This window comes from Streptomyces sp. NBC_01450 (assembly GCF_036227505.1).
GTDB lineage: Bacteria > Actinomycetota > Actinomycetes > Streptomycetales > Streptomycetaceae > Streptomyces.
In genome coordinates this window covers 1,655,776-1,674,444 of the sequence record NZ_CP109480.1, presented here as the reverse complement: position 1 = coordinate 1,674,444, position 18,669 = coordinate 1,655,776, and the positions used below count along the sequence as shown (strand labels likewise).

At 70.3% G+C, this 18,669-nt stretch carries 16 protein-coding genes; 10 read left to right on the top strand and 6 right to left on the bottom strand.

The window, feature by feature from the left end:
• Positions 1–8: 8 nt before the first annotated feature.
• Positions 9–899, bottom strand: a complete 891-nt coding sequence (locus tag OG568_RS07590; protein ID WP_329530829.1) for an endonuclease/exonuclease/phosphatase family protein — start codon at positions 897–899, stop codon at positions 9–11.
• 183 nt (positions 900–1,082) lie between these two features.
• Between OG568_RS07590 and OG568_RS07585 the strand changes: the two genes are divergently transcribed.
• Entirely contained in the window at positions 1,083–2,387 is a 1,305-nt protein-coding gene (locus tag OG568_RS07585) for a DUF6986 family protein (protein WP_329530828.1), read from the top strand.
• A 148-nt stretch (positions 2,388–2,535) separates the two neighbouring features.
• On the opposite strand, the gene OG568_RS07580 is transcribed toward OG568_RS07585, so the two are convergent.
• Positions 2,536–3,600: a LacI family DNA-binding transcriptional regulator gene (locus tag OG568_RS07580; RefSeq protein WP_329530827.1), complete on the bottom strand. Its 1,065-nt coding sequence runs from the start codon at positions 3,598–3,600 to the stop codon at positions 2,536–2,538.
• A gap of 199 nt (positions 3,601–3,799) precedes the next feature.
• Here OG568_RS07580 and OG568_RS07575 point away from each other — a divergent pair, with 199 nt between their 5' ends.
• Positions 3,800–4,759 carry an ROK family protein gene (locus tag OG568_RS07575; protein ID WP_266588725.1) on the top strand — a complete coding sequence of 320 codons (960 nt, stop codon included), beginning with the start codon at positions 3,800–3,802 and terminating at the stop codon, positions 4,757–4,759.
• 86 nt (positions 4,760–4,845) lie between these two features.
• On the opposite strand, the gene OG568_RS07570 is transcribed toward OG568_RS07575, so the two are convergent.
• Complete coding sequence (locus OG568_RS07570) at positions 4,846–6,876, bottom strand: NPCBM/NEW2 domain-containing protein (protein WP_329530826.1); 2,031 nt, start codon at positions 6,874–6,876, stop codon at positions 4,846–4,848.
• A 267-nt stretch (positions 6,877–7,143) separates the two neighbouring features.
• Here OG568_RS07570 and OG568_RS07565 point away from each other — a divergent pair, with 267 nt between their 5' ends.
• From OG568_RS07565 to OG568_RS07545, 5 genes are all read left to right on the top strand, one after another.
• On the top strand, positions 7,144–8,412 hold the full coding sequence (locus OG568_RS07565; RefSeq protein WP_329536293.1) for an ABC transporter substrate-binding protein: 1,269 nt from the start codon (positions 7,144–7,146) through the stop codon (positions 8,410–8,412).
• A 21-nt stretch (positions 8,413–8,433) separates the two neighbouring features.
• Complete coding sequence (locus OG568_RS07560) at positions 8,434–9,348, top strand: carbohydrate ABC transporter permease (protein WP_329530825.1); 915 nt, start codon at positions 8,434–8,436, stop codon at positions 9,346–9,348.
• A complete protein-coding gene (locus OG568_RS07555) occupies positions 9,345–10,274 on the top strand; it encodes a carbohydrate ABC transporter permease (RefSeq protein WP_329530824.1) in 930 nt (309 codons plus the stop codon). Before OG568_RS07560 ends, OG568_RS07555 begins: the two co-directional genes overlap by 4 nt.
• Positions 10,275–10,329: 55 nt before the next feature.
• Positions 10,330–10,524: a hypothetical protein gene (locus OG568_RS07550; RefSeq protein ID WP_266588729.1), complete on the top strand. Its 195-nt coding sequence runs from the start codon at positions 10,330–10,332 to the stop codon at positions 10,522–10,524.
• A gap of 146 nt (positions 10,525–10,670) precedes the next feature.
• The gene (locus OG568_RS07545) at positions 10,671–11,711 is read left to right on the top strand and encodes an NUDIX hydrolase (protein ID WP_266588730.1); all 1,041 of its coding nucleotides are present in this window, start codon (positions 10,671–10,673) and stop codon (positions 11,709–11,711) included.
• Positions 11,712–11,770: 59 nt separating this feature from the next.
• Here OG568_RS07545 and OG568_RS07540 read toward each other — a convergent pair whose 3' ends face one another.
• Both OG568_RS07540 and OG568_RS07535 read right to left on the bottom strand, forming a co-directional pair.
• Positions 11,771–12,835, bottom strand: a complete 1,065-nt coding sequence (locus OG568_RS07540; protein WP_329530823.1) for a protein kinase family protein — start codon at positions 12,833–12,835, stop codon at positions 11,771–11,773.
• An 84-nt stretch (positions 12,836–12,919) separates the two neighbouring features.
• Positions 12,920–14,275, bottom strand: coding sequence for a dipeptidase (locus OG568_RS07535; RefSeq protein WP_266632457.1), 1,356 nt, complete (start codon positions 14,273–14,275; stop codon positions 12,920–12,922).
• Between the two features lie 184 nt (positions 14,276–14,459).
• Between OG568_RS07535 and OG568_RS07530 the strand changes: the two genes are divergently transcribed.
• Positions 14,460–15,719 carry a geranylgeranyl reductase family protein gene (locus tag OG568_RS07530; protein ID WP_266588733.1) on the top strand — a complete coding sequence of 420 codons (1,260 nt, stop codon included), beginning with the start codon at positions 14,460–14,462 and terminating at the stop codon, positions 15,717–15,719.
• Positions 15,720–15,845: 126 nt separating this feature from the next.
• On the opposite strand, the gene OG568_RS07525 is transcribed toward OG568_RS07530, so the two are convergent.
• Positions 15,846–16,295 carry a nitroreductase family deazaflavin-dependent oxidoreductase gene (locus OG568_RS07525; RefSeq protein WP_266426198.1) on the bottom strand — a complete coding sequence of 150 codons (450 nt, stop codon included), beginning with the start codon at positions 16,293–16,295 and terminating at the stop codon, positions 15,846–15,848.
• Positions 16,296–16,519: 224 nt separating this feature from the next.
• Here OG568_RS07525 and OG568_RS07520 point away from each other — a divergent pair, with 224 nt between their 5' ends.
• Both OG568_RS07520 and OG568_RS07515 read left to right on the top strand, forming a co-directional pair.
• A complete protein-coding gene (locus OG568_RS07520; RefSeq protein ID WP_329530822.1) occupies positions 16,520–17,257 on the top strand; it encodes a TetR/AcrR family transcriptional regulator in 738 nt (245 codons plus the stop codon).
• A gap of 90 nt (positions 17,258–17,347) precedes the next feature.
• Positions 17,348–18,619: a sensor histidine kinase gene (locus tag OG568_RS07515; protein ID WP_329530821.1), complete on the top strand. Its 1,272-nt coding sequence runs from the start codon at positions 17,348–17,350 to the stop codon at positions 18,617–18,619.
• Positions 18,620–18,669 lie beyond the last annotated feature (50 nt).

Below are 18,669 nucleotides of genomic sequence, written 5' to 3'. Positions count from 1 at the left end.
GGCCTCGCTCATGTCAGGCTCAGTGAGGCCTGCACGGGCAGATGGTCGCTGGGGAACTGGCCGTCCACCGAGAAGGTGTTGAGGGCCGCCCGGTGCACGCGCACCCTGGGTCCGACCAGGATCCAGTCGATGCGGTCGCCGTCCGGCGTCAACGGCTGGTAGCCGTGGAAGGTCCCGTAGAGCGTGCCGCGTTCGGCCGCCGTGTCCCAGGTGTCGACGAGCCCGGCGCCCAGCATCGCCGCGTACACCGGGTTCTGGTGGGCGACGGCATTGAAGTCGCCGGTCACGACGAGCGGCAGAGCGCGGTCGAAGCGTGCGATGCGTTCGGAAATCAGACTGGCGGCACGCATGCGCGCGTACTGACTCGCGTGGTCCAGATGGGTGTTGAGGGCGTAGAACTCCCGCGCGTCCCGCAGGTCGCGGAAGCGGACCCAGGTGACGATGCGGGGGAAGGCGGCGCCCCAGGTGTTCGAGCCGATCAGCTCGGGGGTGTCGGAGAGCCAGAAGCTGTCGTGCTCGACCGGGGCCAGCCGGCGGGTGTCGAAGAAGATCGCCACCGACTCGTCATGGCTGCCGCCCTTGCGGCCCGTGCCGATCCAGTCGTAGTGCGGTCCGAGGTCGGACTCGACGTCACGCAGTTGCTGGTAGACGCCCTCCTGGGTGCCGATGACGTGGGGCGACTCCTGGCGTAACAACTCGCGCATCACCGGGCGGCGCACGGCCCAGCTGTTGGGCTCGGCGGTGCTCGCGAAGCGCAGGTTGAACGTCATGACCTCCAGACGGTGGCCACCGCGCCGGCTGGCGGATGCGGACGCCGTGGTGAGCAGGGGTATGGCGACCGCGGCGGCCACCACCGTCCGCAGGCCCATGCGCCGGGTCACTCTGTGGGTGTTCGACATGTGTGATCCCCTCCCCCTCGGGGCCAGCATGAGGGGTGTGCCCCGTGACGCGAAAGAAGGCGTGGGGCAGGAGTGCCCCCGACGGACCAGGCCGCGGACAGGTGTTGACCACCGGGAAGCACCATGGATAACTTCACTCTACGGATTGTTGATTCCGTGGAGCGGAAAGCTGGAGGGTGTGGGATGGGTCAGGGCCGGCAGGAGCACGTGGCGATGAGCCTCGCGGGCGCCGTCAGCGAGGAGATCAGTGCCTCCCTCGCCCCGGTCGACGCCGAGCTGACGCGGCGTTACCCAGGAGACCCCGGCACCCGGCAGCCCGTCCACACCGTGTACGTCCCCGGCGACGTGTTCGCCGCCGACACCCTCCGCTCCTGGGGCGACCGGGCCCTCGCGGCCCTCGACGAACACGCCCCCGACGCCGCGTCCTTCGCCGCAGTCCTCGGCCTCACCGACGACCTCGCCGAGCCCGTGTACGACCGCGTACGGGCCAAGCTGGAGCGCGAACCCGTCGAGGACCTGCGCGTCGACTTCGAGGACGGCTACGGCCCGCGCCCGGACGCCGAGGAGGACGAGGCGGCGGCCCGCGCGGCCCGGCTGATCGCGGAGGCGTACGAGAACGGTACGGCCGCCCCGTACATGGGCATCCGCATGAAGTGCATGGAGGCGCCGGTACGAGACCGGGGCATCCGTACGCTCGACATCTTCCTGACGGGACTGATGGAGGCGGGAGGCCTGCCCGGAGGGCTCGTGCTGACCCTGCCGAAGGTGACGTACGCCGAGCAGGTCACGGCGATGGTCCGGCTCCTGGAGGAGTTCGAGAAGGCACGCGGCCTGGAGCCCGGCCGCATCGGCTTCGAGATCCAGATCGAGACCAGCCAGTCCATCCTCGCGACCGACGGCACCGCGACCGTCGCCCGGATGATCCAGGCCGCCGAGGGCCGCGCCACCGGTCTGCACTACGGCACCTTCGACTACAGCGCCTGCCTCGGCGTCAGCGCCGCCTACCAGGCCAGCGACCACCCGGCCGCCGACCATGCCAAGGCGATCATGCAGGTCGCCGCCGCGGGCACCGGCGTACGCGTCTCGGACGGCTCCACCAACGTCCTGCCGATCGGCCCCACCGAGAAGGTCCACGACGCCTGGCGCCTCCACTACGGACTCACCCGCCGAGCCCTGGCCCGCGCCTACTACCAGGGCTGGGACATGCACCCCGGCCACATCCCGACCCGCTACGCCGCCGTCTTCGCCTTCTACCGCGAGGGCTTCGAACAGGCCGCTGCCCGCCTCGCGCGCTACGCCAGCCACACCGACGGCGACGTCATGGACGAGCCCGCCACCGCCAAGGCCCTCAGCGGCTACCTCCTGCGCGGCCTGGACTGCGGAGCCCTGGATATCGCGGAGGTGGCGAGGGTGACGGGTCTGACGAGGGCGGACCTGGAGGGTTTCGCTGTGCCGAGGCGCGGCGACCTGAGCATCTCGGGGAAGTGAAGCTCCCTGCTTTTAGGGGCGCGGGGCTGTGACACTGTGCGGCTCCGCCGCGAGCCCGCGCGCAGAACTCCTCCGGCTTCTCCCCGAACAACTCGCGCAGCCGCGCCGACCCGGCGAGGGGCGAGCGCGGGTCCGGCTCGGCCACGGCTCAGTCCGCGGGCGGCAGTTCGCCCGAGCCGCGGGTGATCAGACGGGTCGGGAGTTCGATGCGTTCCGGGGTGATGAGGGTGCCCTCCAGCTGGCGGAAGAGGCGCTCGGCGGCGGTACGGCCGAGGGCGGCGGCGTCCTGGGCGACGACGGTGACGCCGGGCTCGAGGAGGTCGGCGAGCTCGATGTCGTCGAAGCCGACGAGGGCGACCGGGCGGCCGCGCTCGGCGATGACACGGACGACCGTGACGGTGACGCGGTTGTTGCCGGCGAAGACCGCGGTGACGGGGGAGGGGCCGGACAGCATGTCCTCGGCCGCCCTGCGCACCCGCTGTGGGTCGGTGACGCCCAGGGACATCCAGTCGTCCTCGACGGGTATGCCCGCCTCCTCCATGGCCGCCCGGTAGCCGCGCAGCCGTTCGGCGGCGGTGTGGATACGCGGCATGTCGCCGATGAAGCCGATCCGGCGGTGGCCGTGGGCGATCAGATGGGCGACGCCGTCGCGGGCCCCGCCGAAGCTGTCGGACAGCACCACGTCGGCGTCGATCTGGCCCGCCGGGCGGTCCACGAACACCGTGGCGACGCCCGCCTTGATCTCGGGCTCCAGATAGCGGTGGTCGTCACCGGCCGGGATGATCACCAGCCCGTCCACGCGGCGTGCGCACAGGGCGAGGGCCAGCTCCTGTTCGCGGTCCGGGTCCTCGGCGCTGGAGCCGTTGATGAGCAGCGCGCCGTGGGCGCGGGCCACCTCCTCGACCGCGCGGCTGAGGGGGCCGTAGAAGGGGTCGGCGAGGTCCTCCAGGACGAGGCCGATGCTCGCGGTGCGGCCCTTGCGCAGGACCCGGGCGCTGTCGTTGCGGCGGAAGCCCAGCGCGTCGATGGCCTCCTGGACGCGGCGTTCGGTGTCCGGAGTGACGCCGGGCTCACCATTGACGACTCGCGAGACCGTCTTGAGGCCCACCCCGGCTCGTGCCGCCACATCCTTCATGGTCGGACGGTTGCCGTAGCGGTTCTCGGGTCGGCGGGCGGTCTCTGCCACGATGCGCTGTCCTGTCCTGTCGTCCACGGTTCCCGTCGTCCACGGGTCCTGTTGTCCACGGGGGTGCGGCGGTCCATGGGGGTGTATGAGGATGTGGCGTCGAGCATAGAGCCTGGACAACGTTGTCAGATGCGGGAGACACTGTCCACCGCATTCTCCGGCCTGCGCCCCCCACCGCGAGACCGGTCTGCCCCTTTCACCAGGTTCACCGGGAGAACTGACACTGATGCACACCGACCTCGTGGCCGCGCTCGACATCGGCGGCACCAAGATCGCCGGAGCGCTGGTGGACGACCACGGCCGCATCCTTCTGCGCGCGCAGCGCGCGACGCCCGCGCGGGAGGACGGCGACACCGTGATGGGGGCCGTCGAGGAGGTGCTCGGCGAGCTGACCGGGTCACCGCTGTGGGGCCGTGCGGGGACCGTCGGCATCGGCAGCGCGGGACCGGTGGACGCCTCCGCGGGCACGGTGAGCCCGGTGAACGTGCCGGGCTGGCGCGACTACCCGCTCGTCGAACGGGTCCGTGCGGCGACCGGGGGCCTGCCGGTCGAGCTGATCGGCGACGGGGTGGCCATCACCGCCGCCGAGCACTGGCAGGGTGCCGCGCGCGGCCACGACAACGCGCTGTGCATGGTGGTCTCGACGGGTGTCGGTGGCGGGCTGGTCCTGAACGGTCAGCTGCACCCCGGCCCCACGGGCAACGCGGGCCACATCGGGCACATCAGCGTGGACCTCGACGGTGACTCCTGCCCGTGCGGTTCGCGCGGTTGCGTGGAGCGCATCGCGAGCGGTCCGAACATCGCGCGGCGGGCGCTGGAGGGCGGCTGGCAGCCGGGGCCCGACGGCGACACCTCGGCGGCCGCGGTGGCCGCCGCGGCGCGCGAGGGCGACCCGGTGGCGGTGGCCTCGTTCGAACGCGCGGCGAAGGCGCTGGCGGCGGGCATCGCGGCGACCGCGACCCTCGTCGAGATCGACATCGCCGTCATCGGCGGGGGAGTGGGCAAGGCAGGAGACGTGCTCTTCGCCCCGCTCCGCAAGGCGCTGGCCGACTACGCCACCCTGTCCTTCGTGCAACGGCTGACCGTGGCGCCCGCGCTGATGGGCACGGACGCGGGTCTGGTCGGTGCGGCGGCCGCCGCACTCAGCAGGCAGCCGAGCGCGACCGCGGAGCGGGTCGCGGGCTGAGAGTCACCCCGGGCCGCGGTTGATCGGTCGGGGCCGGGTCGCCGCCCGCTGCCGAGCCGGAGGAGACCCCCGGCTCGGCGCACCGATCAGCAGGTCAGCCGGGCGTTCGCCCAGTCCGCGTGGTCCGAGTCGACACCGTCGCCGCCGTCGGTGACCACGAGGCGGACCACCTCGGCGCCGGTCACGTCGGCCGAGACCGGCTGGGCCGGCATCGCGTTGGTGAGGACCCCGGTCGAGGCGACCAACGTGCCGTCCGCCCAGATCTCGAACGCGACCGTACCGTTGGCGCCCTTCTCGTCGTCGACGCCGACGTCCGCGGTGACGGTCCGGCACCGTTTGCCGGTGTAGTACTCGACGGCGCTCGGGGCGTGCGCACCGAGCCCCTTGGCGTAGACGACTCCGCCGAGAGTGATCGGATGACCGTCACCCGCGGCGCTCTCGCCGTTGCTGGTGTTGCGCTCGACCGGCCCGAATCCATTGGTCGTCGACAACCAGGGCAGGTCGCCGAGGTAGGAGACGCCCGACGGGGGAGCCGTCACCACCGACACCGTCAGCGGGAGCACGCTCGTGGCGTGCGTCCCGGTCGGTGAGCGGTACGTGGCCTTGAGCGTCAGGTCGTACGATCCCGGGGCCGTGCCTTCGGATGCGGTGACCCGCCACTTCGTACGCAGGGAACGTCCCGTGCGTACCGTGCCCGCCGTGGTCGGTGAGGTGGTCGCGACCGTCCATCCCGTCGGCCCGCTCAGCGCCACCGAGACGCGCCTCGCGGACGTACGGCCGAGGTCGGTGACGTTCGACGTCAGGGAGACCGGCTTGCCCGCCTCGACCAGCTGGCTGCCGTCCAGGCCGAGTTCGACGGCGGGCGGGTTCTTGGCCCAGTGGCGGTCGGCCGAGACGCGGACGAGGACGGTGCCGTGTGCGGGGACGGTGGCGGAGATGGCGCCCGCGGTGTTGTAGCTCCGGCGCTGCCACAGGTCGCGCAGGGTGTAGGCGGGGGCGGCCGGCAGCCCCACGGCCCGCGCGGTCGTGGCGATGTGCTGGGCGCTGCCGGTCTCGTTGAACAGTGCCACCGCCCGGCTGCCGTCCTTCATCTCTTTGACGACGACCCAGCGTCCGCCCTCGGAGGAGAGCACGGTCCCCTGCTTGCCCAGCGGGTCCTGGTCGACCGCGATGACTTCCTTGTTGTCGAGGATGTCGAAGGTGGCCGGGGACGCCTTGCGCAGGTCCGAACCGATGAGGAGCGGAGCCGCCATGACCGACCACATCGAGAAGTGCGAGCGGTACTCGGTGTCGGTCATGCCGCCGTTGCCGACCTCCAGCATGTCCGGGTCGTTCCAGTGACCGGGACCGGCGTACGGGGCGAGGGGCAGGTTCTGCTTGAGGATCGACAGCATCGAGCCCCAGTTGTCGCTGATGTCACCGGTCGTGCGCCACAGATGTCCGACGTCCGAAGCCCACTCCCAGGGCTTGTTCTGGCCCCATTCGCAGAGGCTGTAGACGATGGGCCGCCCGGTCGCCTTCAGCGCGTCCCGCATGGTCGTGTAGCGCAGCTTGGCGTCCACGCCCTGGTTGTTGCAGTTGTCGTACTTGAGGTAGTCGACGCCCCAGTCCGCGAACTGTCGGGCGTCGCTGTACTCGTGGCCGAGGGCCCCCGGGAACCCGACGCTGTCGCACGTCTTCGTGCCCGCGCTGGTGTAGATGCCGAGCTTGAGCCCCTTGGCGTGCACATAGTCGGCGACCGCCTTGATCCCGTTCGGGAAGCGCGCCGGGTCGGGCACCAGCTTGCCGTCGGCGTTCCGCTTCGGCAGGGCCCAGCAGTCGTCCAGATTGACGTACTGGTACCCGGCGTCCTTGAGACCCTTCTCCACGAAGAGGTCCGCGATCCCCTTGACCATGCTCTCGTTGAACTCGGCACGGCAGTGGGTGGAGTTCCAGTTGTTGAATCCCATCGGAGGGGTGAGCGCGAGGCCGCCGGCCAGGGCCGGGGTCGCGGGGGCTTCGGTGGGGGTGGGGGCGGCCAGGGCCTCCGGGGCGGCCAGGGCGGTCGTACACAACAGGGCCGTCGTGAGTGCTCCGACCACTCTTCGGCGGGTTGTGCGGGTGTGAAGGTGACGCATCGTTACGTTCCTCCGAACTCGCGAAAGATAGGATGACTTCATGTCCGCGACAAGGGTGCGCGCTTACGTTAGGACCTGTCCAACTCTGTTGGAAGAGAAGTGGTAACGGTTGTTCGATATCCCGTCAGAACCCTTGACGACACTCCGACATGGGAGTGAGATCCAAGCCTCGCGTTCGGTTGTGTTGGGTGGCACCCCGAGGAGGGGGACATGGCACAGTCATCGTTGAAGGGGACCGTCATGCCCGAAGGCACGTCAGGTCATCGGATGTCCCGGCGAAATCTCTTGCGCGGTACGGCCGTCGGGGCCGGCGCGCTCACGCTCCCCGCCCTGCTGTCCGCGTGCGGCGACGGACCCGGCGGAAACAAGAACGAAGTCACTGTGGGGTCCAACGCCTCGGACCCCGTCCCCAAGGAGGCGTACGCTGCGGCCTTCTCGGCGTACGAGAAGAAGTCCGGCAAGAAGGTCAAGGTCAACACCAAGGACCACAACGACTTCCAGGAGAACATCAACCGCTATCTCCAGGGCACGCCCGACGACGTCTTCATGTGGTTCGCGGGGTATCGCATGCAGTACTTCGCGGAGAAGGGGCTCCTGCACGAGATCAGCGACGTGTGGAGCGGCTTCACCGGATTCTCGGACGCCCTGAAGGAGCAGTCCACCCACTCCGGCAAGCAGTACTTCGTGCCGTACTACTACTATCCGTGGGCCGTTTTCCACCGCAAGAGCCTCTTCCAGTCCAAGGGCTACCAACAGCCCAAGACCTGGGACGACTTCATCGCGCTGGCCAAGCGGATGTCGAAGGACGGGACGCCCGTCGCCTTCTGCGACAAGGACGGCTGGCCCGCGATGGGCACCTTCGACTACATCAACATGCGGCTGAACGGATACGACTTCCACAAGTCCCTGATGGCCGGCACGGAGTCCTGGACCGACACCAAGGTCAAGAACGTCTTCGACACCTGGCGCGAGGTCATGCCGTACTACCAGAAGGGCGCCCTCGGCCGGACCTGGGAGGAGGCCGGGCAGAGCCTGCAGCAGCGCAAGACGGGGATGGCGGTCTTCGGAATGCCGCACCCGGGCACCCAGTTCCCCGAGAACGAACGCGACGACATCGACTTCTTCGCCTTCCCCGAGATCGACCCCCAGTACGCGCAGGACGCCGTGGAAGCGCCCATCGACGGATTCCTGGTCGCCAAGAAGTCGAAGAACCTCACCGGCGCCAAGGCCCTGCTGACCTGGCTGGGCACCCCCACCGCCGAGAACACCTATCTCGCCCTCGACCCCAACAACGTGGCCGTCAACGACGGCGCCGACACCGCCAAGTACAGCGCCCTGCAGAAGAAGTCGGCCCAGCTCGTCTCCGGCGCCAAGCAGATCTCGCAGTTCATGGACCGCGACACCCGTCCGGACTTCGCCTCGACCGTGATGATTAAGGCGATCCAGGACTTCATCGGCAACCCGAAGGACGTCGACGGTCTCTGCAACAGCATCGAACGACAGAAGAAGACCATCTTCTCGTCGCCTGTCGGCTGAACATCTGGGGGAAGACGTTCCGTGGCGCTCAACATCCCACGGCGCGCCGGGCGACGACGGCTGCGGCGGTTCTCCCGCCGCGACGCCGTCGTCCTCGGCGTGCTCCTCGGTATACCCGTCCTGCTCGACATCGTCATCGTCTGGGGCCCGGCCCTCGCCTCCATCGGGCTCTCCTTCACCTCCTGGGACGGCGTCGGCGACGTCCACTGGGCCGGCGGCGACAACTACAAGAACCTCTTCGAGAACTACCCGGCGTTCTGGCCCGCCGTCCGCCACAACGTCCTGTGGCTGCTCTTCCTCGGCCTGATCGCCACCCCGTTCGGACTGTTCCTCGCCGTGCTCATCGACCGCGGAGTGCGCTTCAGCCGCTTCTACCAGTCCGTGATCTACCTGCCGGTCGTGCTCTCGCTCGCCATCGTCGGCTTCATCGCCCAGCTGATCCTCGGCACCGACCAGGGCGTGGTCAACACGATCCTCGACAACCACGAGAACCCGGTCGACTGGCTCGGCGACGCGCACCTCAACATCTGGATGATGATGATCGCGGCGAGCTGGCGGCACACGGGATACGTCATGATCCTCTACCTCGCCGGACTCAAGTCCGTCGACCCGCAGCTGAAGGAAGCCGCAGCGATCGACGGCGCCAACGCCCGCCAGACCTTCTTCCGCGTCGTCTTCCCGACGCTGCGCCCGGTCAACGTCATCGTCGGTGTCATCACCGTCATTGAGGCGCTGCGCGCGTTCGACATCGTCTACGCGGTCAACAAGGGCCGCAATGGCCTGGAACTGCTCTCCGTCCTGATCACCGACAACATCATCGGGGAAGCCAGCCGGATCGGATTCGGCTCCGCCATCGCGGTCGTCCTGCTCACCGTCTCCCTGGGGTTCATCGTGACGTTCCTGGTCCAAGAGCTGCGAGGTGCGCGCGAACGATGACCGCCGACATCCGCACCGGTGCCCCCGTGCGCCCGGCTCCCGTTCCGGACGAGACGCCCGCTCCCCGTCGCCGGCCGCGTCCCGGACGCTTCGGCGTCCACATCTTCCTGATGGGCGTCTCGCTCGCCTTCCTCGCGCCGCTCCTGCTCGCCGTCTACGCCTCGCTGCGGCCCTACGAGGAGACGGCGCAGAACGGCTACTTCTCCTTCCCGAAGCACCTGTCCTTCGAGTACTACCGCCGCGCCTACAGCGAATCCGGTATGGGCAAGTACTTCACCAACACCCTGCTCATCGCCATGCCCGCCGTCCTGGTGACCCTCTTCCTCGCCTCGTTCGTGGCCTTCGCCGTGTCCCGGCTGAAGCTGCGCGGAGGCCTGGTCCTGCTGATGTTCTTCACCGCGGGCAACCTGCTGCCCCAACAGGTCATCGTCACCCCGCTGTACGTCCTGTTCAACAAGATCCCGCTGCCGTGGTGGATGTCCGACTCGCTGACGATGTACGACTCCTACTGGGCCGTCATCATCGTCAACATCGGCTTCCAGATGGGCTTCTGCGTCTTCGTGCTGGCCAATTTCATGAGGACGCTGCCGCAGGAGATCCTCGAGGCCGCGATCGTCGACGGCGCGGGCGTGTGGACCCAGTTCTGGCGCATCACGCTCCCGCTGTGCCGCCCGGCCCTCGCGGCCCTCGGTACCCTCGAGTTCACCTGGATCTACAACGACTTCCTCTGGGCCCTGATCTTCATCTCCAACCCCGACAAGCTCCCGGTCACGTCATCCCTCAACAACCTCCGCGGCCAGTTCTTCACGGACTACAACCTGCTGGCCGCGGGCTCCGTCCTGGTCGCCCTCCCCACGATCCTGGTCTTCCTGCTCCTGCAACGGCACTTCGTCGCGGGCCTGACACTGGGGTCCACCAAGGGCTGATCAGGGCGTCACTCGCCACCCGTGACTCCTTGCCGCATTCGGAGTTGAACCGGGCATGAAGAAGCGCAGCATGCTCGCCATCGCCTCCCTCGCCACCGGGTTCGTCGTCGCGGCGATCACCCCGTCCCACGCCGTCGACGGCGACTCCCTGGGCGACCTGCCCGTCAAGGACACGCTCAGCAGCCTCGACCACACGCTCAGCAGCGACAACCTGGGCGTGGACGACACCGCGCTCGGCCAGAACGGCTGAGGCGCGGGGCGGACACGCGGCGCCGGTGCCCCCCCTTTTTTGGGACGGGGCACCGGCGCCACGCCGTCGGCTCTTTCATCAGCGGCTGGTTTCCGTGGCAGGGTGAAGCGGGCAAGCCACAGGGGGCCAACAGAAGAGGGGGAACCGTGATCGTCTGGATCAACGGTGCGTTCGGTGCGGGGAAGACCACCACCGCACGGGAACTGATCGACCTGATCCCGAACAGCACGCTCTTCGACCCCGAGGTGATCGGCGGCGAACTCACGCACCTGCTGCCCGCCAAACGCCTCGCCGAGGTCGGCGACTTCCAGGACCTGCCGATCTGGCGGCGCCTGGTGGTCGACACCGCGGCCGCCCTGCTCGCGGAGCTCGGCGGCGTTCTCGTGGTTCCCATGACCCTACTGCGCCAGGAGTACCGTGACGAGATCTTCGGCGGCCTCGCCTCGCGCCGGATCGAAGTACGCCATGTCCTCCTCGCCCCGGCGGAAACGATCCTGCGGGCGCGTATAGCCGACCGGGAGATACCCGAGGGCCTCCCCGACGGGGAGATACGTGTGCGCCAGTGGTCCTACGACCACATCGAGCCCTACCGTGCGGCGCTCGCCTCCTGGCTCACCGCCGACGCCCACCCCGTCGACACCAGCGACCTCACCCCGTACGACAGCGCACTGCGTATCGCCGAAGCCGTACGCACCGGTGACGCGTCCGCGTGCGACATCGTGCAGACCCCCGAACCGACCTCCGAGACCGTCGCCGCCGGAGTCCTCCTCTTCGACGAGGAGGACCGGGTGCTGCTCGTCGATCCCACCTACAAGGCGGGCTGGGAGTTTCCCGGCGGCGTAGTCGAACCGGGGGAGGCTCCCGCGCGCGCGGGCATGCGCGAGGTCGCCGAGGAGACCGGCATACGGCTCGAGGACGTCCCCGGCCTGCTGGTGGTGGACTGGGAGCCGCCCGCACCCCCCGGCTACGGCGGTCTGCGCCTCCTCTTCGACGGAGGCCGCCTCGACTCCGCCGAGGCCCGCCGGCTGCTGCTCCCCGGCCCCGAACTGCGCGCCTGGCGCTTCGTGACCGAACAGGAGGCGGCGGACCTGCTGCCGCCGGTGCGCTACGAGCGGCTGCGCTGGGCCCTGCGGGCGCGGGAGCGTGGCGCCGCGCTCTATCTGGAGGCCGGGACACCTCTCGGGTGATGTCGATGGCGGACGGCCGGGGGCCCGAGTACGGGCGGCGGGAACCCGGTCGCCCGTCACTACGCGAAGACGGTCGAACTGCTCTGACCGAAGCGGCGCAACTCGTCGCCCGGGAACGGGGTCCGCCGGCTCTCCCCCCGGAGCCTGCGGTTGAACTCCCCCATCGCGGCGGCGAGGGGCGCGTGGCGGGTGAGCAGGGCGGCGGCGGCCGGGGGAACGCCCTGGGGCCGCTCACCCTCGGCGCAGGCACGCACGAACGCCTGCCGCTCGTCCCTGCCGTATCCGTAGAGGGCGGCGGCCAGCCAGTTCACCAGATACGTCACCGTGTAGACCCGGTCGTAGGACGCGTGCCGGTCGAAGAACTCGCGTTCCTCGCCGGACAGACGGAAGCGGGAGGAGAGCGAGAGGCCGTAGTCGGCGAAGTAGAGCCGGTGGCCGTCGGTGAGGATGTTCTCGAAGTGCGCGTCGAAGTGCAGGAGCCCGCGCGCGTTCATGAAGGAGACGCCCGCGTCCAGCTCCCGTGTCACCAGGGAGAGGGCCTGCTCGTCGTCCCGTACCCGGGCGCCCAGCCAGTCGTGGACGTTGTGCGGGAAGTACTCCAGGAACAGCGCGACGCTCGCCGTGGCGTCGCGCAGGGCCTCGATCCGGTCGCGTACCTGCGAAGAGCCGTCCCAGTAGGCCACGACTCCGTCCACCTCGGCCAGTTCCTCGGGCAGCGGCTGTACCTCGTCGGGCAGCACCCGCCAGTGGTACATCAGCGGAAAGCCTTCGAACCGGTCGGACAGCACCCAGTTCGTCGTCATCGTGTGCACGGCCAACTCGCGCCAGGCACCGAATCCCGGCCCGCCGATGGGGTACTGGCAGAACATCGGCAGACCGAAGAGATTCGCCGTGGACCGGACGTTCTCCGGCAGCGACTCCCGCTCGGTGAGCGGTACCCGCTTCACGAAGACGGGCGTCCCGTCGACGTCGAGCAGCGCCGATCTCCCCCCGATGCCCCGGCCGAGCGGCGTCGCGCCGGCGACGAGCTCCGCCAGCTCGTGATCGCCGTACAGGGCGAGTGCGGTGGAGACGTCGCCGTACGTCCCGGCACGTAACGCGCTTGTCGCTTCAGGGCTGTCCACCGGGCCAAGCTACCGCCCCGGCACGCGGAGAGGGCCCACGCCGTGTGGCGAGGACCCTCTCGGCCCGTGCTCCCGGCCGGGTGGTCAGCTCGCCGCGTACTTCTGGAGGAACAGCGCCTCCGTGACCGAGAGGCGCTCCAGCTCGTCCGGGGAGACGCTCTCGTTCACGGCGTGGATCTGCGCCTCTGGCTCACTCAGCCCGATGAGGAGGATCTCCGCCTGCGGGTAGAGCGAGGCGAGGGTGTTGCACAGCGGGATGGAGCCGCCCTGGCCCGCCGACTGCATCTCCTCGCCCGGGTAGGCGACGGCCATCGCCTCGGCCATCGCCGTGTACGCCGGGCTGGAGGTGTCGGCGCGGAACGGCTGGCCCTGGCCGATCTGTTCGGTGCTCACCCGCGCGCCCCACGGCGTGTGCGCCTCCAGATGGGCCTGCAGCAGCTTGGTCGCCTCGACCGCGTCCACGCCCGGCGGCACCCGCAGGCTCACCAGCGCCCGCGCGCCCGCCTGCACCGACGGGGTGGCACCGACGACCGGCGGGCAGTCGATGCCGAGCACGGTGACGGCCGGACGCGCCCAGATGCGGTCGGCGACCGTGCCGGAGCCGATCAGCTCGACCCCGTCCAGCACCTTGGCATCCTTGCGGAACGCCTCCTCCTCGTACTGAAGCCCGTCCCAGCGCGCGTCCCCGGTCAGCCCGTCGACGGTCGTCGAACCGTCCTCCGCGCGCAGCGAGTCCAGTACGCGGATCAGCGCGCCCAGCGCGTCGGGCGCCGCCCCGCCGAACTGGCCCGAGTGCAGGTTGCCCTCCAGGGTGTCGATCCGCACCCGTACGAGCGTCATCCCGCGCAAGGTCGCGGTGACCGTCGGCAGACCCAGCCGGAAGTTGCCGACGTCGCCGATGACGATGGTGTCGGCGGTCAGCAGCTCCGGGTGCTCCTCGGCGTACCGCTCCAGACCGCCCGTACCCTGCTCCTCCGACCCCTCGACGATCACCTTGACGCCCACCGGAACGCCACCGTTCGCCTTCAGCGCCCGCAGCGCGAGCAGGTGCATGATGAACCCGCCCTTGCAGTCGGCGGTACCGCGCCCGTACCAGCGGCCGTCGCGCTCCGTCAGCTCGAACGGCGGGGTCGTCCAGGCCGCCTCGTCCAGCGGCGGCTGCACGTCGTAGTGCGCGTACAGCAGCACGGTCTTGGCGCCCTCGGGCCCGGGCAGGAAGCCGTACACCGACTGCGTGCCGTCCGGGGTGTCCAGCAGCGCCACGTCCAGGAAACCCTCGGCGCGCAGCGCGTCGGCGACCCAGTTCGCGGCGCCCTCGCTCTCGCTCCTGGGGAACTGGTCGAAGTCCGCCACCGACTTGAAGGCCACCAGCTCGGTGAGCTCCGCCTGCGCCCTGGGCATGAGCGAGGCGACGGTCTCGGCGACCGGATTCGACGACATGGGCACGCTCCTTGTAGGTGCGACGTTGTGCTTCTGTGTACAAGTGATCGGGTGGTGCGTACGCGCGTCTTGGTGTGCAGGGCGCATACGCCCCCGATCCTCCCACAGCGGCCTGCGGCGATGCCCGCCGTAGGATGCTCGGGACAGGTGCGGCAGACGGCTGGACTGGGAGCAGTAGACCATCGTGAGCAGCGAGAACTCTTCGGCGGACGACGAACAGCGGGTGTGGGACGTCGTCGTGGTCGGCGCGGGGCCGGCGGGCGCCTCGGCCGCCTATGCGGCAGCGGTCGCGGGACGCAGCGTCCTGCTGCTGGAGAAGGCGGAGCTGCCCCGCTACAAGACGTGTGGCGGCGGCATCATCGGCCCCTCGCGCGACGCTCTGCCGCCGGGATTCGAGCTACCGTTCCGGGACCGGGTGCACGCGGTCACGTTCTCGCTCGACGGCAAGTTCACCCGCACCCGGCGCTCCAAGCAGATGCTGTTCGGGCTCATCAACCGGCCCGAGTTCGACCAGCAACTCGTCGAACACGCCCAGAAGGCGGGCGCCGAGCTGCGCACGGGCGTCACCGTCTCGCGGGTCGAGCAGCACGGGTCCGCCGTGCCCGACCGGCGCACCGTCGCCGTCGTCCTGCAGGGCGGCGAGACCGTGCTGGCGCGGGCGGTCGTCGGCGCGGACGGCAGCGCCAGCCGGATAGGGGCGCACGTCGGGGTGAAGCTCGACCAGGTCGACCTCGGTCTGGAGGCGGAGATCCCGGTGCCCGAGACCGTCGCGGAGGACTGGCAGGGACGGGTCCTGATCGACTGGGGCCCCATGCCGGGCAGTTACGGCTGGGTGTTCCCCAAGGGAGACACGCTCACCGTCGGCGTGATCTCCGCGCGCGGCGAAGGCGCCGCCACCAAGCGGTACTTGGAGGACTTCATCGCCCGGCTCGGGCTCGCCGGCTTCGAGCCGAGCATCTCCTCCGGACACCTGACGCGCTGCCGCGCCGACGACTCCCCGCTGTCACGGGGGCGCGTGCTGGTCTGCGGCGACGCGGCGGGACTGCTCGAACCCTGGACCCGCGAGGGCATCTCCTTCGCGCTGCGCTCCGGGCGGCTCGCGGGGGAATGGGCGGTACGGATCGCCGAGGCGCACGACGCGGTGGACACCCGGCGCCAGGCACTCAACTACGCCTTCGCCATCAAGGCGGGGCTCGGCGTCGAGATGGCCGTCGGCAAGAGCATGCTCGCGGCCTTCGAGCGCCGCCCGGGCATGCTCCACGCGGCGATCACCAGCTTCCGGCCCGCCTGGAAGGCGTTCGCCAGGATCACCCGCGGTTCGACCACGCTGGGCGAGCTGGTGCGGTCCCACCCGATGGCCGGGCGCGCCCTGTCCGCGCTCGACAGCCGATCGGCCGCCGTCACCGCGCCGACCGCCGACGAGAGCGCTCCGGCCACGGAGTGACGGTGACCGCGGGATGACAGTGACCCGTGGCCGCGGGGCCGTGGCCGAGGTGCGTCCGGTGGTCGCGGACGCGTGGTGGGGGAGTGTACGGGTGGCCGACGGGGGTGCCCGTCGGCTCCTGGCCGGTCAGCTCTCGACCGTGATCCGGAAGACCGGGTGGTCGGGGGCGATGCGCCGCAGCTCCTCGGGGGACGAGTCGGGGCCGACGCCACCGAAGAAGACACCTACCTCCGCCTTCCAGCGCTTGAGGTAGGCGCGCAGCAGCGGAACCTTGTCGTCGTCGCCGACCTCGGTCGCGGTGAACGTGTCCACCTTCTTGCCGAGGCGCAGCTCGCCGCCGCCCGCAGCCCGCATGTTGTGCGTCCACTGGACGTGGCCGCGGGGGGCGAGCAGGTACTGCTGCCCGTCCACGGTGAGCAGGTTGACCGGGGTGGTGCGCCACTCGCCGCTCTTGCGGCCGCGGACGGCCAGGACCCGGGAGCCCCAGATGCTGAGGCCGCGGCGGGTCATGAAGGCCACGGAGCGGTTGAAGACGTTGACGGTGAACCAGCCCGGCTTCTGGACGTGCGTGGACATGATGACCCCCATCGGTTACGAGAGCGCCGCTCTCTGGTCGTGAGCGCTGCTCGCTTTTGTGAGCACTGCTCTCGCTTGAGAGCAGTCTGCATGAGGTCGGTGATCCAATGCAAGAGCGGTGCTCTCGTTTGTGCGCACCGACCTTTTTGGCGTGCGCCGCTCTCGTTCATGTGCAGTGCTCTCGTTTGTGTGCACTGCTCTGAAAACGTGGCACACTTCCCCGCATGAGTACCGCACGAGGAGCACGCGCCCGAGCCAGGATCGAGGTCACCGCGGCCATCAAGGACGAGGCACGCAGACAGCTCGCCGCGGAGGGCGCCGCCAAGCTCTCGCTCAGAGCCGTCGCCCGCGAACTCGGCATGGTCTCCTCGGCGCTCTATCGCTACTTCCCCAGTCGCGACGACCTGCTGACCGCCCTCATCATCGACGCCTACGACTCTCTCGGCGAGAGCGCGGAGGGGGCGCACGAACAGGTCGCGGGCGCCGGGCCGCGCGAGCGCTGGATCGCCGTGTGCATGGCGGCGCGCCGTTGGGCCTTGGCGCATCCGCACGAGTACGCGCTCATCTACGGTTCGCCCGTGCCCGGCTACACCGCACCGGACACGACCGTCCCGGCCGCCTCCCGCGTGGGGCTGCTGCTGCTCGGCATCGTGCGTGACGCGTATCGGGGCAAAGGGATGGCCCGCACCCCGCTGCCGGCCGAGCTGAAGGCCGAGGCGCGGCGGATGGCCGCCGACCTCGCCCCCGACCTGCCGCCCGAGGCGGTCGCGGCGCTCGTGGCCGCCTGGGCCCAGCTCTACGGGCTGATCGGTTTCGAGCTCTTCGGCCAGTTCAACCGGGTCGTCGAGGACCGCGAACCGTTCTTCCGGCACGCGGTGGACCAACTCGCCCACGGCGTGGGCCTGGTGTACCCCGAGCCGGCCGGGACCCCGGGCAAGGGGAACGGCACGGCGGGTTCCTGACGACGATCGGGCGGTACTCCGTGGGGAGTACGCGTGATCACCTCGTCCGGCTGACGCCCCGGGCGGCCCTTGCCGTCTAGCGTGACCGTCATGGAAGAGCAGCGAACCCCCAGGTCCCCGGCGTGGTCCGGGGTACCGCCGTGGTGGCGGCACGGGCCGGCGGGGTGGCACCGATGGAGCGGCGAGCGCCTCGGTGAGCACGTTGGGCGAGGCGGGCGCGGTGACCGGTGGCCGTGGCGTTCCACCCTGCTGCTGACCGTCTTCGTGCTGGGCGGCTCCCAGTTCGCGGCGCACGCCCAGGGCGGCGACCGCGCCCACCTGGACCTCTTCGCGAGGGCGCTGCTGATCCTCGGCACGGGCCTGCTGCTGTGGCGGCAGCGGCACCCGGTGTTCGTCGCCTTCGGTACGGCCGTGACGGCGCTGGTCTATCTGGGCGCCGGATATCCGTACGGGCCCGTCTTCGTCACCGTGGCCGTCGGCTGCTTCGGCGCGATCGTCGCCGGGCACCGCTGGGCCGCCTGGACGGCCGTCGGCATGCTGTGGGCCGGCCATCTGCTGGTGGGGCACTGGCTCTACCGCCGGCTGCCGCCCACGGGCGACCGGGCCGTCTCCTGGAGCCAGGAAATCGGCATCGTCACCTGGGGTGTGGTGATCATGGTGGTGTCGGAACTGGCCCGGGTACGCCGTGAACAGTGGGCCCGCGAGCGCGCCGAACGCGCGCGGGCCGCCGCCCGGCGCGCCGACGAGGAGCGGCTGCGGATCGCCCGTGAACTGCACGACGTCCTCGCCCACAGCATCTCCGTGATCAACGTTCAGGCGGGCGTCGGCCTCGCGCTCCTCGACTCCGACCCGGAGCAGGCGCGCACGGCGCTCACCACCATCAAGGAGGCCAGCAAGGAGGCGCTCGGCGAGGTCCGTCAGGTGCTCGACACACTGCGTTCGCCGGGGGAGGCGCCGCGCGCACCGGCGCCCGGTCTGGACCGGCTCCCCGAACTCGTCGAGCAGGCGGCGAGCGCGGGTCTGACGGTCGCGATCGAGAACGCCGGAGGCTCGCCGAGGCTTTCGCCGGGTACCGACCTGGCCGCGTTCCGGATCGTCCAGGAGGCGCTCACCAATGTCGTACGGCACTCGGGGTCGCGGCACGCGCGTGTGCGGCTCGAATCCGCGCAGGGCACCCTGCGGCTGCGGATCGACGACGACGGGCCCGCGACCGGCGCCGAGGCGGGCGGCAGCGGCAACGGGCTGGCCGGGATGCGGGAGCGGGCCGTCGCCCTCGGTGGCACGATCGAGGCGGGCGCGCGCGACGACGGAGGCTTCCGGGTGCTGGCCGTGCTCCCGTTGAGGGTCGAGGAGGACCGGTGAACGGTGCAGGAGAGCCGGTGGACGGTGAAGGAGGACCCGTGGACGGCGTA

What these genes read in the sequence shown, in the direction of transcription:
- OG568_RS07525 (WP_266426198.1), bottom strand. Translation starts at nt 16,295, where the DNA reads ATGTCCACGCACGTCCAGAAGCCGGGCTGGTTCACCGTCAACGTCTTC.
- OG568_RS07590 (WP_329530829.1), bottom strand. Translation starts at nt 899, where the DNA reads ATGTCGAACACCCACAGAGTGACCCGGCGCATGGGCCTGCGGACGGTG.
- OG568_RS07535 (WP_266632457.1), bottom strand. Translation starts at nt 14,275, where the DNA reads ATGTCGTCGAATCCGGTCGCCGAGACCGTCGCCTCGCTCATGCCCAGG.
- OG568_RS07575 (WP_266588725.1), top strand. Translation starts at nt 3,800, where the DNA reads ATGCACACCGACCTCGTGGCCGCGCTCGACATCGGCGGCACCAAGATC.
- OG568_RS07555 (WP_329530824.1), top strand. Translation starts at nt 9,345, where the DNA reads ATGACCGCCGACATCCGCACCGGTGCCCCCGTGCGCCCGGCTCCCGTT.
- OG568_RS07570 (WP_329530826.1), bottom strand. Translation starts at nt 6,876, where the DNA reads ATGCGTCACCTTCACACCCGCACAACCCGCCGAAGAGTGGTCGGAGCA.
- OG568_RS07515 (WP_329530821.1), top strand. Translation starts at nt 17,348, where the DNA reads ATGGAAGAGCAGCGAACCCCCAGGTCCCCGGCGTGGTCCGGGGTACCG.
- OG568_RS07550 (WP_266588729.1), top strand. Translation starts at nt 10,330, where the DNA reads ATGAAGAAGCGCAGCATGCTCGCCATCGCCTCCCTCGCCACCGGGTTC.
- OG568_RS07585 (WP_329530828.1), top strand. Translation starts at nt 1,083, where the DNA reads ATGGGTCAGGGCCGGCAGGAGCACGTGGCGATGAGCCTCGCGGGCGCC.
- OG568_RS07520 (WP_329530822.1), top strand. Translation starts at nt 16,520, where the DNA reads ATGAGTACCGCACGAGGAGCACGCGCCCGAGCCAGGATCGAGGTCACC.
- OG568_RS07565 (WP_329536293.1), top strand. Translation starts at nt 7,144, where the DNA reads ATGTCCCGGCGAAATCTCTTGCGCGGTACGGCCGTCGGGGCCGGCGCG.